Annotated in this window: 15 protein-coding genes; 8 read left to right on the top strand and 7 right to left on the bottom strand. The window is 65.0% G+C overall.

From position 1 onward, the window contains the following. Positions 1-24 precede the first annotated feature (24 nt). The 6 genes from ccmI to AC1RR3_RS04725 form a co-directional block, all read right to left on the bottom strand. Positions 25-1,140, bottom strand: a complete 1,116-nt coding sequence (gene ccmI, locus AC1RR3_RS04700; protein ID WP_492819865.1) for a c-type cytochrome biogenesis protein CcmI — start codon at positions 1,138-1,140, stop codon at positions 25-27. A 131-nt stretch (positions 1,141-1,271) separates the two neighbouring features. Then, on the bottom strand, positions 1,272-1,541 hold the full coding sequence (locus AC1RR3_RS04705; RefSeq protein WP_492821395.1) for a hypothetical protein: 270 nt from the start codon (positions 1,539-1,541) through the stop codon (positions 1,272-1,274). Positions 1,542-1,641: 100 nt separating this feature from the next. Next, positions 1,642-3,045: a hypothetical protein gene (locus AC1RR3_RS04710; RefSeq protein WP_492819867.1), complete on the bottom strand. Its 1,404-nt coding sequence runs from the start codon at positions 3,043-3,045 to the stop codon at positions 1,642-1,644. Positions 3,046-3,206: 161 nt separating this feature from the next. Further along, entirely contained in the window at positions 3,207-4,583 is a 1,377-nt protein-coding gene (locus tag AC1RR3_RS04715) for an ATP-binding protein (RefSeq protein WP_492819869.1), read from the bottom strand. Between the two features lie 91 nt (positions 4,584-4,674). Further along, a complete protein-coding gene (locus AC1RR3_RS04720) occupies positions 4,675-5,349 on the bottom strand; it encodes a response regulator transcription factor (protein ID WP_211382948.1) in 675 nt (224 codons plus the stop codon). Positions 5,350-5,577: 228 nt separating this feature from the next. After that, complete coding sequence (locus tag AC1RR3_RS04725; protein ID WP_492819872.1) at positions 5,578-5,733, bottom strand: hypothetical protein; 156 nt, start codon at positions 5,731-5,733, stop codon at positions 5,578-5,580. A 237-nt stretch (positions 5,734-5,970) separates the two neighbouring features. On the opposite strand from AC1RR3_RS04725, the gene ku reads away from it, so the two are divergent. The 8 genes from ku (at position 5,971) to AC1RR3_RS04765 (ending at position 13,448) form a co-directional block, all read left to right on the top strand. Continuing rightward, a complete protein-coding gene (ku, locus tag AC1RR3_RS04730) occupies positions 5,971-6,945 on the top strand; it encodes a non-homologous end joining protein Ku (RefSeq protein ID WP_492819874.1) in 975 nt (324 codons plus the stop codon). A 58-nt stretch (positions 6,946-7,003) separates the two neighbouring features. Continuing rightward, the gene (locus tag AC1RR3_RS04735) at positions 7,004-7,240 is read left to right on the top strand and encodes a hypothetical protein (RefSeq protein WP_492819876.1); all 237 of its coding nucleotides are present in this window, start codon (positions 7,004-7,006) and stop codon (positions 7,238-7,240) included. 149 nt (positions 7,241-7,389) lie between these two features. Continuing rightward, positions 7,390-7,572 (top strand): hypothetical protein, encoded by a 183-nt coding sequence (locus AC1RR3_RS04740; RefSeq protein WP_492819878.1) that lies wholly within the window; start codon positions 7,390-7,392, stop codon positions 7,570-7,572. Positions 7,573-7,765: 193 nt separating this feature from the next. Beyond that, positions 7,766-7,930, top strand: a complete 165-nt coding sequence (locus AC1RR3_RS04745; RefSeq protein ID WP_492819880.1) for a Flp family type IVb pilin — start codon at positions 7,766-7,768, stop codon at positions 7,928-7,930. A gap of 97 nt (positions 7,931-8,027) precedes the next feature. Beyond that, positions 8,028-9,569, top strand: coding sequence for a thymidine phosphorylase family protein (locus tag AC1RR3_RS04750; protein WP_492819882.1), 1,542 nt, complete (start codon positions 8,028-8,030; stop codon positions 9,567-9,569). Then, on the top strand, positions 9,566-10,486 hold the full coding sequence (locus tag AC1RR3_RS04755) for a ribose-phosphate pyrophosphokinase (protein ID WP_492819884.1): 921 nt from the start codon (positions 9,566-9,568) through the stop codon (positions 10,484-10,486). Before AC1RR3_RS04750 ends, AC1RR3_RS04755 begins: the two co-directional genes overlap by 4 nt. Beyond that, positions 10,483-12,078, top strand: a complete 1,596-nt coding sequence (locus AC1RR3_RS04760) for an MBL fold metallo-hydrolase (protein ID WP_492819886.1) — start codon at positions 10,483-10,485, stop codon at positions 12,076-12,078. Before AC1RR3_RS04755 ends, AC1RR3_RS04760 begins: the two co-directional genes overlap by 4 nt. A gap of 959 nt (positions 12,079-13,037) precedes the next feature. Further along, on the top strand, positions 13,038-13,448 hold the full coding sequence (locus tag AC1RR3_RS04765; RefSeq protein ID WP_492819888.1) for a hypothetical protein: 411 nt from the start codon (positions 13,038-13,040) through the stop codon (positions 13,446-13,448). Between the two features lie 127 nt (positions 13,449-13,575). On the opposite strand, the gene AC1RR3_RS04770 is transcribed toward AC1RR3_RS04765, so the two are convergent. Further along, positions 13,576-13,983 (bottom strand): ester cyclase, encoded by a 408-nt coding sequence (locus AC1RR3_RS04770; protein WP_492819890.1) that lies wholly within the window; start codon positions 13,981-13,983, stop codon positions 13,576-13,578. Positions 13,984-14,074: the final 91 nt, after the last annotated feature.

Genomic DNA, 14,074 nt, shown 5'->3' on the forward strand with positions numbered 1-14,074 from the left:
CCTGCTCGCCCCGCCCTGAAATCATCATCCGTCGAGCCCGAGCGTCTTGAGGCCTTCGTTGAGTTGGCGCAGCCGCGCGGCATCATTGGCAACGGCTTGACGGGCATCGGTCGAAGCACCGACCGCCTTGTCACGATCACCCATCACGAGATAGGCGCGCACAAGGCGCAGCCAGCCCTCGACGTCGTCGCCGTTCTGCTTGAGACGCGTGGCGAGGCGCTCGACCATGCCACGCACCATCGCGCTGCGATCGCCTTCGTTCATGTCCTTGGACGCAGCGATGGTCTCGTCAGACAGCGCCGGCATGGTCACGCTGCCGCCGCCGACCCGCGCCAATGAGGATTGCACCAGAGACCGCCACGGTGCATCGGCCGGCGCTTTTGCGAGCAGCGCACGCCAGATATTGGCGGCATCGTCCTTGCGGCCATCCTGCTCCGCGGCAAGCCCGAGGAAATAGTTCGCTTTGGGATCATTGGCGTCGATCGCGTGCGCACGCTCGAATTCGCTCTTCGCCTCGGCGGTCACCACGCCGCTGGCGGCGGCGGCGATCGCTTCGCCGAGATCGGACCTGCGCTCTGCGCTCTCGCCATTGTAGGTGATCGAATTGCGATAGGCCCGAACCGCATCGTCGAAGCGGCCGAGACGCTCCAGCACCGGCGCGAGCACGTTCCAGCCGCGTCCGTCAGTCGGATTTTTTTCCAGATGTTGCTCGACCTGCACGACCAGGTTCTCGAGCGACTGCGCCATACCGGAGCCGGTCCCGCGCTCCCGCTGCGCCAAGGGAAAATCGCGTAGCAAGGGCGAGCCGAGCGGCATGTAGATGCCAATCGCAACCAGCGGCAGGCCGACGAGCGCGAGCACGGCGGCGGCACGGCGCCATTTGAGGCTGGATTTCGGCTCGGAGACAGGCTCGCTGCCGGCCGCAGCAAGCAGCCGGCGGCTGATCTCGACGCGCGCGGCTTCGGCTTCGGGTGCGGCGATCAGCCCTGCGGCGAGATCACGCTCGACCTCGGCGAGCTGGTCCTTGTAGACCGCGACCTCGCTGCCCTGATTTTGCGCGCGTTCGCCGCGGCCGAGCGGCCAGAGCACGGCGAAAATCGCCGCGACCGTCATCAGCGCGAACACGAACCATAGCGTCATCAGGCAAGCTTCCGGCAGCGCGCGAGCCGCGCCCACAGGTGGCTTTACACCACGGCCGGACGATGCGGCAATTGACAATTGTCAATTTGGCGCGAGCGCGCACAGTCCCGAAACGGTGAAAATCCAACGGGTTAGGCGATCTCGAAGTCCACGCTCCGAGCGGCATCCTCGCCGTGACCGTTGAAGGCCTTCAGGAAGTATGTTCCCGGCTTGATGGCCTCCGGCAATCTGATGCGAACTGCCCCGACCGGAACCGGAGAAGCGACCCTGGTGGTTGTCTCGGGCAGCTGCCGACCGCTTGCCTTCTCGACCAGCACCACCTGCGCGCCGACCATCAGCCTTTGATATTTGGCAACAATGACGCGGTTCTCAATTTCGACGGAGCTGATAACGGGTTTCATGCGCCCACAGATAGAAATTCCAAAAGATTGCACGGTGACCGTAGGGCTCGGCACCGGCAGCGTCAACCTCAAATTGTGATCACAAAAATATGCGCCTGAATCAGCTTGCGCGCGACGATTTGCGCTCGCCTGTGAGCGCGTTCTCCGCAGCGCGGCTCATCAGCGAGGCATAATCATCGCCGAACAGCACCTGGCAGAAGCGAATCGCGGCCTGCACCTGCTGCTGCCTGTAGGTGCGGACCTTGTGATCGGCGGAGCGCAGCGCCTGCACCAGCTGCTCGGTCGAGCGTTCGACATATTGCTGCAGGTCGGAATAGGTGCGCAGCGTCACCTCGTTGATCGCAAGCTCGCTCGCATAGTTGCGGCAGGTCGCGACGAAATCGATCAGCGCCGCGGTTTCCTCGACCTCGGTGCTGTCGATGCGCGCGCCCGGTGGAATGTCCTTCTCCGGGCGCTGGCGCAGGATGCGACGAACGCGGCCGGGAACGCTGTCGATCTCCGATTGCAACGCGTTGGAGATGTCGGCGCGGATCGAGGTCAGCTGCTTGCCCCAGGCGGAATCGTTGCGCAGGTCGAGCTCGGTGCGCAGGCCGCGCACGCCGTCATGCAGCGCCTTGAGATTGTCCGCGACGGTGTCGAAATGGCCGCGCTTGATGTCCATGCGCAGGATCGCGGCCACGCAGGACAGATCGTGCAGAGCGATCGTGACGGCGACACCATAGGGCGTCGCCGCGACGCGGATCTCGTCATCGGAGGCTGCGATCTTGATGGCGAGGCGAATGATCTGCCACGGCGCGGTCATCCGCTGCACCACGACCGACAGGGCGAAGGGCAGCATCTGCGGCGTCTGGAGAACGGGAATGTTGAGCGCTGAGGTCACCGAGGCGATCTGTGAATCGCCGAAGGTGCGCAGGAAGCGCGGCAGCTTCTCGTTCAGCGTGGCGATGGCTTCCCGGACCTGGAGCACCGCCCCGACCGAATAGAGGTCCTCGATCACGGTGGGCGGGCCGACACGGGCGAGCGCGCGCGACTTGTCGCCGCCGCCCGGCCCCGTCAACGCGAAGATCGCGTCCGCGGCCACCGCCTGGAGTTTCTGGGCGAGAGCCTCGACCTGCCCCGCACCGTCCACGGTCGGCATGCGCGCCAGCGCCGCATCGAATTCGTTCAGCTTGTCCGGGGCACCGTCACGGCCGAGCCATTGCCAGATCGGCTGGAGCGAGGAGCGGCGGATCTGGCCGACCCGGATCGGCACGCCCGCCTCGACCAGGAAAGGTTCCAGCGCCTGGAACAGCAGCCGCGACAGATCGTCCGTACGTGGCGGCAGGGCTTCGTCGGCTTCGCTCTTGCGCACGATCTTGCGCAGCTGCTCGAGCACGAGGGTTGCCACAGCCGTGTCCTGGCCACGTTCAAGCGCGCGCTCGAACTCCCGCATCAGCAGCGCCTGCGACTGCGGCGGGAGCTGCGCGAGATATTCCCTCAGCCGCTCGATCGATGTCTGGCTCATGCGCCCGGGTAATGCACGGTAAAGTGGCGGACGTAGGATGCGTCCGGGCGCGATCATAGGAGGCGGCGCCTTAAGAAGCCGTTGAGGACGTTGGCTCGAATGCCTCCGTTTTGCTCCGGATCGACGCCCGGAAGACCAAATAAGCCCTTGGGAACAGAGGATTATATTCCGGGAAGCACCAGCTCGGCCCGCAAGCCCCCGATCGGCGCGCCACCGAGCGAGAGGTTGCCGCCATAGAGTGCGGCCAGGTCGGTGACGATCGACAGCCCCAACCCCGAGCCCGGCTTGGACTCGTCGAGCCGCTGGCCTCGCCGGGCAACCTGGGCACGCTCCGCCTCGGACAGGCCGCGGCCGTCGTCGTCCACGATGATCCGCAGCCGCGGGCCGGCGCCCGCCTGGTGCGGCGGCTCCGCCAGAACCTCGATGAAGACGCGGGAGGCCGCCCATTTGCAGGCATTGTCGACGAGATTGCCGACCATCTCCTCCAGGTCCTGCCGCTCGCCGCGGAACTTCGCCGACGGGTCGGCCTTGGCCTCGACCATGATGCCGCGGTCGCGGTGGATCTTCTCCATGGTCCGCCGCAGCGCCTCGATGGCGGGCGCGACCTCCGTGACGGTCGCGACGACCGAGACGCGGGCCGCGATGCGCGCGCGCTCAAGATGATGGGCGACCTGGTCGCGCATCACGTCCGCCTGCTCCATCACCTTCTCCGCGAACGGATCGGCCGCATGTGCGCTGGCCTCATTGACGATCACCGAGAGCGGCGTCTTGATCGCATGGGCGAGATTGCCGACATGGGTACGGGCGCGCTCGACGATCTCGCGATTGGCATCGATCAGCGCGTTGGTCTCGCGCGCCAGCGGCGCGATCTCGACCGGGAATTCGCCTTCGAGCCGCTCCGCCCGCCCCGATCGGATGTCGGCGATGGATTCCGAAATGCGCTTGAGCGGCGCAAGGCCGAAGCGGACCTGGAACACCGTGGTCAGCAGCAGCACGATGCCGAGCGCTGTGAAGGTGCCGCCGAGATAGTAATCGAAGCTGCGCGTCTCATCGAAGATCTCGGTGTCGTCGCCGGCGACGCTGACGAGAAATTTGCCGTCGGCGCCGAGATCGACCGGCCGCTCCACCATGCGCAGGTTCTGGCCCTCGGGCCCGTCGACATAGGCGAGCCGAATACCGGCGGCGGTGAGCTCGGCACCCTGCTCCTCCAGCTTCGGCAGCTTCTTGTCCCAGAGCGAGCGCGAGGAGCGCACCTCCGGTTTCTCGGTGTCGGTGCGCGTGATCTGCCAATACCAGCCGGACAGCGGCAGCTCGAACAGGGGCTCGCCGAGCGACTGGAACTGGCGGTCCGGCGGCTCGTCGGGGGTCGCGACCTCCGCAATCAGCGTACGCAGATAGAGATTGAGCCGGCGGTCGAAGGCGCGCTCGGTCGCGTTCTTGTAGACCGACGACAGCACGACGCCGGTGATGGCCAGGATCACCACGAGCCACGCCGTCGCCGACAGGAACAGGCGGTTGGCAAGCGAGCTGGCGGGCATCGGAATGATCCCGGAGGCGCGGGGTGGCATGGCGTCGGACGTCATGACGGGACCAAGGCCCCTGTTCGGCCGCCCGTCAAGCCCGGACGGCTCAAGCGCCCGGCGCGGGCGGCGGGGTCAGGAGGTAGCCGAGACCACGGACGGTCTGGATGATGTCGACGTCGAGCTTCTTGCGGATGCGGCCGACGAAGACCTCAATCGTATTGGAGTCGCGGTCGAAATCCTGGTCGTAGAGATGCTCGACCAGCTCGGTGCGGGACACGACGCGCCCGGAATGGTGCATCAAATAGGCCAGAAGCCGGTATTCGTGCGAGGTCATCTTGACCGGATTGCCTGATACGCTGACGCGGCCGGTCCTGGTGTCGAGCGTGACGGGGCCGCAAGAGAGCTCGCTCTGGGCGTGGCCGGTGGAGCGGCGCAGAAGGGCCCGAATGCGCGCCAGCACCTCCTCCAGATGGAACGGCTTAGCAACATAGTCGTCGGCGCCGGCATCGAAGCCCTGGACCTTGTCGCTCCAGCGGTCACGCGCGGTCAGGATCAGGACCGGCATGGTGCGGCCGTTGCGGCGCCAGGCCTCCAGCACCGAGATGCCGTCCTTCTTCGGCAGGCCGATGTCGAGCACGACGGCATCGTAGGGCTCGTTGTCGCCGAGAAAATGCCCCTCCTCACCGTCGAAGGCGCGGTCGACGACATAGCCGGCGTCCGTCAGCGCCTTGGTGAGCTGGCGATTGAGATCAGGGTCGTCCTCAACAACGAGCAGGCGCACGCTTCTCTCCAGAAATGGGCCGCATGAACACCGCACCAGATGAGCAATTCCGGCGTGAACTGAATATGAACACGGGGAACCGGCCGCGTTACTTTTTGGTCATATACGATGTCTCGCGCACCGGCGCGACTGCGCCCGCCGGGCCGCCGGACGAGCCGATGGCATGGCGGGCGCACTGTGCCGCGTTACGCGGCGAGTCGGAAGGTCCGCGGCGCTCCGTTCCGGCGGTCAGGTCCGGAAGAACACGAACCAGATGACGGCGAGGATCAGGATCGCGAGCCCGGTCGAGATGGCGAGCAGCGCCGCCACGGTCGGCCCGGGTTCGCCCTGGCGCGCCTCGGTTGCGGTTTCGACGATCTGATGCTGCTCTCGCGTGGTTGCCATGGTGACCTCAATCTGTGGCTGTCGCCTCCGATTACCGCGACCTCCTCGCGGCCCTTGCGTCCCGATCCAACGCCCGATCCGATATGATGTTCCGGCTTTGACCATGCGATGAGGCTGCAACCACACGCCCGGCGACCGGTTAACGCAGTTGCAAGATTCCGCATCCCGCCTTGCTATGATTCGGTGTTCCCCGATGGTATCTTCATAAGTCTGTCCCCGTTGCGTTTGGAGTAGCCCATGGCCCCCCGCGCCAATTGGAAGGGTTTTTTGCGTTTGTCGCTCGTGACCTGCCCGGTCGCGCTGTATCCAGCCACTTCGGATACCGAGAAGGTCTCGTTCAACCAGATCAACCGCCAGACCGGCCACCGCATCAAGTACCTCAAGGTCGATGCCGAGACCGGTGACGAGGTGACCTCCGACGACATCGTCAAGGGCTACAAGGTCGATACCGACACGTACATCGAAGTCACCAAGGACGAGCTCGACGACATCGCGCTCGACTCCACGCACACGATCGAGATCGACGAGTTCGTGCCGAAGACCGACATCGACAGCCGCTATCTGATCCGCCCCTACTACCTCGTGCCCGACGGCAAGGTCGGCCATGACGCCTTCGCGGTGATCCGCGAGACCATCCGCAGCATGGACAAGGTCGCGATCGGCCGCGTGGTGCTGACCAACCGCGAGCACATCATCGCGCTGGAGCCGCTCGAGAGCGGCCTGATGGGCACGCTGCTGCGCTACCCCTACGAGGTCCGCAGCGAGAAGGACTATTTCGACGACATCCAGGACGTGAAGCTGACCAAGGACATGCTCGACCTTGCCAAGCATATCGTCGAGAAGAAGTCCGGCGCATTCGAGCCGGAACTGTTCGAGGATCATTACGAGAGCGCGCTGGTCGACCTCATCAACAAGAAGCGTTCGGGCGCGCCGATTGCGGCGAAAGCTGCGCCGAAGACCGGCGGCAACGTCATCAACCTGATGGACGCGCTGAAGAAGAGCATCGCCAACGAGAAGGATGCGGCGCCCGCGGTGAAGGTGGCCAAAGGCAAGAAGCCGAAGAAGCGCGTCGAGGGCCAGCGCGAGATGCTGCTGCCGATCTCCGGCAAGGGCGGCAAGGACGCTGCGGCGAAGACAGCTCCGAAGGAAACAGCGAAGAAGGCCGCCGACAAGCCGGTGCGCACGACCGCGCGGGCGAAGAAGGCCGGCTAGCTGCACACGCCTTTCGATCGCATCGTGATCTCGCCCCTCGCCGACCGGACGGCCTGACATGCCCTGGTCGGGGGCGTTCGATGATCCCATTTCCCTGCGCGGCGGGCGCAAGTTGCGGACGCTGCAGGAGGCGGCCGATCACATCATGCAACTGCCCGAGGACGCACAGCACGCCCGCCATTGGCAGACCGCGATCGAGACCCTGATCAATGCGGCCGAGACCGGCGGCGGCTGGATGATGTTCGCCCGCATCGCGATGTTGCGGGCTCTGAACGCGGACGTCCACCGCAAGTAGCCTCAACAATCCGTTAAGCAGAGCTCTCGTTTTCAGCGGCCGTCGCCACCCGCGCGGCGCCACGTAGTCGTACGGAAGACAAAATTAACCGTCGATTGCCGTTGCGTGCAACAAGGTCGCGCCGTCGATTGAACCGGGATTTGCACGCCGTGCAGCAGCGGGACGCCAGAAAGAACTATATCGGCCTCGTGAACGACACGGCCGACGAACAGCGCCTCGCCGATAGCTCAGCGCGCTCGCAGCCGCGCGTGGTGAGCTATCTGGTCGGGCGCCTTGCAGCAGTGCTGAAACGCTCCAGCAAGGCCGCGCCAGGACGCCCGATCACGCCCTGAGACCAGCGACAACATCGCCAAATCCATCCGAATTGGGTCACGAAACCTTAAGTCAATCGATGACAGGATGTGAAACGGCAGGTGAGGACCATCCGACCTGCCTTTTTGGCGCGCCCGCGAAAAGTTAGTGAATCAATTTTACCATTCCGAAAACGGCACCAGCCTACGTTGAACGGATGAACAGGAGTTGACGATGACTTTGCTCAGGTCATTTCTTGCCGACGAAAATGGTGCCACCGCCATCGAATATTGCCTGATCGCCACCGGCATCGCGCTCGCGATCATTACCGCCGTGAACAACACGGGAAGCGCGCTCCTGAACGGCAAGTTCAACTCAATCAGCGCGGCGATGAAGTAACCGGCTGACCTGCGTCCCGGACCATGATCTGAGTCAAGAGCACTGAGGCGATGACGGTTAAGCATGGAGGCAGGAGCTTTTTCCTGCCGGCGCGCCCATGCATCCAGATCTCCCGCACTCCCAACTGAAAACCCGCCGCGTCCGCCTCGATACCGGCCGCGAGAACGTCGTCGTCATCTCCAGGCAGTCGAAGGCGCTGCGCGCGGAGATCTTTCGCGGCTTCAGCCGCGTCGAGCTTCGCCTTGACGGCAAGGTGCTGCTGGCGACGTTGCTGATCACGGACGACGACACGCTGGTGGCCCAGGACGAGATCGGCCTCTCCGAGCCCGCATTCCGCCGTTTCGCCGAACCGGTCGGCACACGCGTCGCCGTGACACCCGCCTCGCCGCCGGAGAGCCTGGAAGCGGTGCGTGCCAAAATCCACGGGCGTACGTTGAGCCGGGCGGAAATCACTGCGATCATCAATGACCTCGCGCACTATCGCTACTCCGACATGGAGATCGCCGCCTTTCTGATCGGTTCGGCGAGCTTCATCACCAGCGATGAGCTTCTCTCCCTCACCGGCGCAATGGCCGAGGCCGGCACGCAATTGGTCTGGCCGGCCCCTGTTGTCGTCGACAAGCACTGCATCGGCGGCATTCCGGGCAATCGCACCTCGATGGTGGTGGTGCCGATCGTCGCCGCGCACGGCCTGCCGATCCCCAAGACCTCCTCGCGCGCCATCACCTCGCCCGCCGGCACCGCCGACACGATGGAGGTGCTGGCGCGGGTGAATGTCGGCGTCGACGAGATGAAGGCGATCGTCTCGGCCTGCAACGGCTGCCTGATCTGGGGCGGGCACGTGAATCTGTCGCCGGCCGACGACGTGCTGATCTCGGTCGAGCGCCCGCTGAGCCTCGATACCCGCGAGCAGATGGTCGCCTCGATCATGTCCAAGAAGATCGCAGCAGGCTCGACGCATCTGTTGATCGACATTCCGGTCGGGCCGACCGCAAAAGTCACCGGTGCCGTCGAGGCGATGCGGCTGCGAAAGCTGTTCGAGTTCGTCGGCGACCGTTTCGGCCGCACCGTGGAGGTGATCACGACCGACGGCAGCCAGCCGATCGGCAACGGCATCGGGCCGGTGCTCGAGGCCAATGACGTGATGGCGGTGCTCGGCAACGAGCCGGGTGCGCCGCGCGACCTGCGCGAAAAATCGCTGCGGCTCGCCGCCCATCTCTTGGAATACGATCCGAGGCTGCGTGGCGGCGCCGGCTATGCGCGGGCGCGCGAGCTGCTCGACAGCGGCGCGGCATTGAAGCAGATGCAGAAGATCATCGACGCCCAGGGCCCATCCACATGCAACGCCGAGCTGGGATCGCTCAGCTTCGACGTCAAGGCGGCGCATGACGGCGTGGTGTCCGCGATCGATTGCCTGCGGCTGAACCGCCTCGCACGCACCGCCGGCGCGCCGCTCGACAAGGGCGCCGGCATTCGCCTGTTCAAGAAGATCGGCGACCGCGTCGAGCAGGGCGAGCCGCTTTATCGCGTCTACACCTTCGACCGCCCCGAGCATGATCTCGTTGCCTCCGCCGCCGCGGCGGACAATGGCTATGCCGTCAACGGTCATGACGCCCTCCAGGGCAAGACCGTGTCGTGAGCACGATCGCATTCCAGACCCTGCCCTTCGGCACCGAGGCGGCGAAGCGTCTCGCGACGCGGCTCGGGCTTGCCTGCGCCGAGATCGCCGTGCACCGCTTCCCGGATGGCGAACTGCGCGTCACGGTCGCAGCGGCGGCAGACACCACCATCCTCTACGCCGCACTCGACCAGCCCAACGACAAGCTGATGGCGCTGCTGTTCGCCGCAGAGGCCCTGCGACGCGGCGGCGCGAAGCGGCTGGTGCTGGTCGCGCCCTATCTCTGCTACATGCGGCAGGACATTGCGTTTCATGCGGGTGAAGCCATCAGTCAGCGTGCCCTGGGCGCTCTGCTTGCGGGCATCGTGGACCGCGTCGTCACCGTGGATGCGCATCTGCATCGTACCCACGACATCAGCGCCGTTTTTCCCGGCATCGCGGCCGAAAACCTGTCCGCGATGCCGGCGATTGCGAACGCGCTTATCGCGGCCGGCACCGATCCCGCAACCGTCGTGATCGGCCCCGATGCCGAATCCGAGCCCTGGGTGAAAGACCTCGCGGGGCGGCTGGGCTTACAGCACACGGTCGCGCGAAAGATACGGCATGGCGATCGTGCCGTTGAGATCGATTTTGCCGATGCGGCCCTGCTCGCGGGACGGCCGGCGCTGATGGTCGACGACATCGTTTCCTCCGGCACGACGCTGATGGTCGCGGCGAAGAGATTGCGCGCGATGGGCGCGAGTGCCGTCGATACGATCGTGACGCACGCACTGTTTCCACCCGAGATGATCGCTGCGTTCACCGACGCGGGCATCCGCTCGATTCGTTCGAGCGACAGCGTACCGCATCCGACCAACGCGATCGCGCTCGACGAAATTCTGGGCGCGGCCCTCAGGCGCGAGCTCACCCCGACATTTCCGCCGGAGACGACGACATGAGCGTGACCGTTCGATTTTGCGGCGCCGCCCGCACCGTGACCGGCTCGAGCTATCTGTTCGAGACTGCGACCGGGCGCTTCCTGGTCGATTGCGGCCTGTTCCAGGGACAGAAGACGCTCAAGGCACTCAATTACGGCGCCTTCCCATTTCGCCCCGCCGACATCCAGGCGGTGCTGCTCACACACGCGCACATCGACCATAGTGGATTGCTGCCGAAACTCGTCCGTGAGGGTTTTAGCGGCCCGATCCTGGCGACGCGCGGCACCATCGACCTCTGCTCGTGGATGCTGCCGGACGCCGGGAGCATTCAGGAATCCGAAGTCACGCAGCTGAACCGGCGCAATGCGGCACGCCGGCGGAAGGAAGTCGCGCCGATCTACACCCAGGCCGACGCCACCGCATCGCTGCAATCGTTCCGCCCGGTCGACTATGAGCACTGGGCCGACGTGATCCCCGGTGTTCGCGCACGCTACTGGAACGCGGGCCATTTGCTCGGCTCCGCCTCGATCGAGCTGGAATTCGACGAGGCCGGCGAGCAGCGGCCGTTGCGCGTGCTGCTCTCCGGCGACGTCGGGCCGGAGGCCAAGCTGCTCCAGCCCGATCCTCAGGCGCCGGTGGACCTCGACTACGTCATCTGCGAATCCACTTATGGCGATCGCGTGCGCGCCGTGACCACGCCCGAGCAGCGCCGGCAACACCTCGCCAGCGAGATCCGCGATGCCGCCGCCGCCAGGGGCGCGCTGCTGATCCCAGCCTTCGCGGTGGAGCGGACCCAGGAGCTGATCGTCGACATCGTCCACCTGATGGAGCGCGGCGAGGTTCCGGCGGCGCCGATCTTCCTGGATTCTCCGCTCGCGATCCATGCGACCGAAGTCTTCCGCCAGCATACCGCGAGCCTCGATCCCGGCGTCGACGTCGACCACCTCCTCAACTCGCCGCATCTCAAATTCACCGAGACGGTTGCCGAGAGCAAGGCGATCATGCGCCTGACCGGCTTTCACATCATCATTGCGGCCAGCGGCATGTGCGACGCGGGCCGTATCCGCCATCATCTCAAGCGCTGGCTGTGGAACGAGCGCGCGACCGTGCTGCTCTCCGGCTTCCAGGCGCATGGCACGCTCGGCCGCTTCCTCGAGGACGGCGCCAAGGCCGTGCGCATTCAGGGCGAGGAGATCAGGGTCGCCGCCCGCATCCGCATGATCGACGAATATTCCGGCCATGCCGACGCCGCCGGCATCGCCGGCTGGATCGCCGCGCGACGCCCGATCGCCCGCGGCCTGTTTCTCACCCACGGCGAACAGGACGCAATCGCCGGTCTTGCCGAACGTCTGTCCGAACGGATTCTTCCGGCCGCCAAAATTTATCAGCCGGTGCTGGACGACATCTACGAGCTCGCGGCGCCTGAACCGCGCGTCCTCGATGTCGACCATCGCCGTCGCCTCGCGCCGGAGGCCGTCACACATCTCGACTGGCACAACGAGATGTCGGAGCTGATGCTCGACATCAGCGACAAGGTCGCAGCCGCCGCCGACGACCGCGCTCGCGGCGTCATCATCCGGAAGCTGCGGCGGGCGCTGCTGGAGAAAGAGTAGTTTTGCACTGGATGTGATCGGAGGCACTGCCGTCTCCGCAATCTCGTCATTGCGAGCGCAGCGAAGCAATCCAGGAGTCTTTCCGCGGCGACAGTCTGGATTGCTTCGCTGCGCGCGCAATGACGGAGGGTTGGCGATCACATGACCCTTTCGTCTCACATTTGCATTCGCTGACACACTTTCGCGTTCTCGCGGCGTGTTTCGCCCGAGTTTTGCTCTCTGCTTTCGCCCTCATCGAAACAAGGGCGCAGGGAAGGCCGGGCGCCGGCTGGCACCCGCAGTCCCGCGTGTGCTGGAGAAAGCGCACGGGGTGGACGACAGGTGTGCCGGTCGCCCGGCCTTCCCTGCGCGGATGGTTTTAACGGTGTCCTTCGTGCTCTCCCCGGGGAGCGATGCACTATTGCCCCCGTCGCCCTGGCGGATGACTGATGCGCGCACCGGTTGGTCGCCACATCACCACAGGACTTGACGCACAGACCCCGGGCGTCAGGACCACACGACTTCTCCGTCCGCGCACATCCCCGTCCGCAATCCCCGACAGCTGGCGTGCGCTCGCCGTCGAGACCGAACAAGAACGCTGTCAGCGCCGTGTCGTAGCGCGCAGCCGCTGCTCACGGTTTCCCGCCCTGCAGCCAACCTCACGCGCCGACGCCGTCGCGGCCACCGCACCCCCAGCCCGCGTCCCGTGACGATCGCGAAACGCCCCTCGTGGCGGGCCGGGATGTCGCGACTTGTACGGCAAAATCGAATTTCTGTAAATACGAATATTTGGCTGATGGCGATTGACCTACCGCTGGGGTGTTTTGCCCGACGGGCAACGCAAGGGATCGTGGTCCGGACGGAGCGCAGCGTAATCCGGGGCCCAGTTCCAACGGACGCCGCGACCCCGTATTGCGCTTCGCTCCATCCGGGCTACGGTGCTATCAATGATCGAACCGAAGCTTGCTTGAAGGACGCAGATGAGAAGCGCGACGCTCTTGGCACTCAGCCTCATGCTTGTTGGCATCTGGCCGCACGACGGCGCGAGAGGACAGACCTCGTCCACGCCGCCGGTTTCGCTCGCGCCGCCCAAGGCATCGCCGCCACGGGCGAGCGCCAGGAATTCCCCGGCAGCGTCCGACAGAATGTCATCGACACCCGCGACCGGCGGACTTCCACAAGCGCCGAACTCTGCCGCCGACTATGATGGCTTCAGTGTCGGCAACGACGACAATGACACTCCGGATCAGGCGACGCGACCCATGACGTCGCGCGCAGCCAGGGGCGCCAAGTCCGATCCCGATCTGAAAGGCACTGCGTCCCAGCAATTGATCGATCAAGAAGACGAGGCGTTGAAACGCAAGCTGACGATCTGCAAAAGCTGCAAGTAGCAACGAAGGCAGTTCGTAGCCCGGATGGCAGTTCGTAGCCCGGATGGAGCGCAGCAATCCGGGAGACCGGCTCCGCGGATACAGTTTTCCCGGATTGCGCTGCGCTCCGTCCGGGCTACGACACTTCTCATCCCTTGCGACTGGTCCATCGCTCTTGCGGCTCATCGGCCCATGTGGTGCCAAGGCCGAGCATCGTGATCCAGGTCTCCGCCAGTTTGCCGTCCTCAATGCGGTAGGCTTGCATGCCGGCGCGGCTGCGCTTTTCGCCGGTCGTGGCATCAGGCCAGACAAATGCAAAGCGGAACCAGGCGCGATCGGTCGTCAAGGAATGATCGTAGACCACGACCCGGATTCCGGGCCGGTCTTTGTGAACGGCCTGCAGTTCCCTGGTGTAGTCGTCGCGCGTGACGGTCCGGTCGCCCTTTTCATCATGACGGATGTAATGCGATCCGACGCAGTCCGGGATCAGGTCATATTGACCTTCATGCCAGACCCGCTCCCAACGATCGAAGAGATCGCGCACACGATTGGTCATGTCACCTCCGAAATTTCCAAAGAGCCCGGGAATCCTGCGCTACGCTGCAAAACTCTTGCCGAACTCGTGGCCTTACTTGAGACACCGTCCC

The sequence above is a fragment of the Bradyrhizobium sp. GW821-FHT13H05 genome, assembly GCF_058804065.1.

Excerpts from the sequence above, each read along its gene's own strand:
- ccmI (WP_492819865.1), bottom strand. The coding sequence starts at position 1,140 with ATGACGCTATGGTTCGTGTTCGCGCTGATGACGGTCGCGGCGATTTTC.
- AC1RR3_RS04705 (WP_492821395.1), bottom strand. The coding sequence starts at position 1,541 with ATGAAACCCGTTATCAGCTCCGTCGAAATTGAGAACCGCGTCATTGTT.
- AC1RR3_RS04710 (WP_492819867.1), bottom strand. The coding sequence starts at position 3,045 with ATGAGCCAGACATCGATCGAGCGGCTGAGGGAATATCTCGCGCAGCTC.
- AC1RR3_RS04715 (WP_492819869.1), bottom strand. The coding sequence starts at position 4,583 with ATGCCCGCCAGCTCGCTTGCCAACCGCCTGTTCCTGTCGGCGACGGCG.
- AC1RR3_RS04725 (WP_492819872.1), bottom strand. The coding sequence starts at position 5,733 with ATGGCAACCACGCGAGAGCAGCATCAGATCGTCGAAACCGCAACCGAG.
- ku (WP_492819874.1), top strand. The coding sequence starts at position 5,971 with ATGGCCCCCCGCGCCAATTGGAAGGGTTTTTTGCGTTTGTCGCTCGTG.
- AC1RR3_RS04735 (WP_492819876.1), top strand. The coding sequence starts at position 7,004 with ATGCCCTGGTCGGGGGCGTTCGATGATCCCATTTCCCTGCGCGGCGGG.
- AC1RR3_RS04745 (WP_492819880.1), top strand. The coding sequence starts at position 7,766 with ATGACTTTGCTCAGGTCATTTCTTGCCGACGAAAATGGTGCCACCGCC.
- AC1RR3_RS04750 (WP_492819882.1), top strand. The coding sequence starts at position 8,028 with ATGCATCCAGATCTCCCGCACTCCCAACTGAAAACCCGCCGCGTCCGC.
- AC1RR3_RS04760 (WP_492819886.1), top strand. The coding sequence starts at position 10,483 with ATGAGCGTGACCGTTCGATTTTGCGGCGCCGCCCGCACCGTGACCGGC.
- AC1RR3_RS04765 (WP_492819888.1), top strand. The coding sequence starts at position 13,038 with ATGAGAAGCGCGACGCTCTTGGCACTCAGCCTCATGCTTGTTGGCATC.
- AC1RR3_RS04770 (WP_492819890.1), bottom strand. The coding sequence starts at position 13,983 with ATGACCAATCGTGTGCGCGATCTCTTCGATCGTTGGGAGCGGGTCTGG.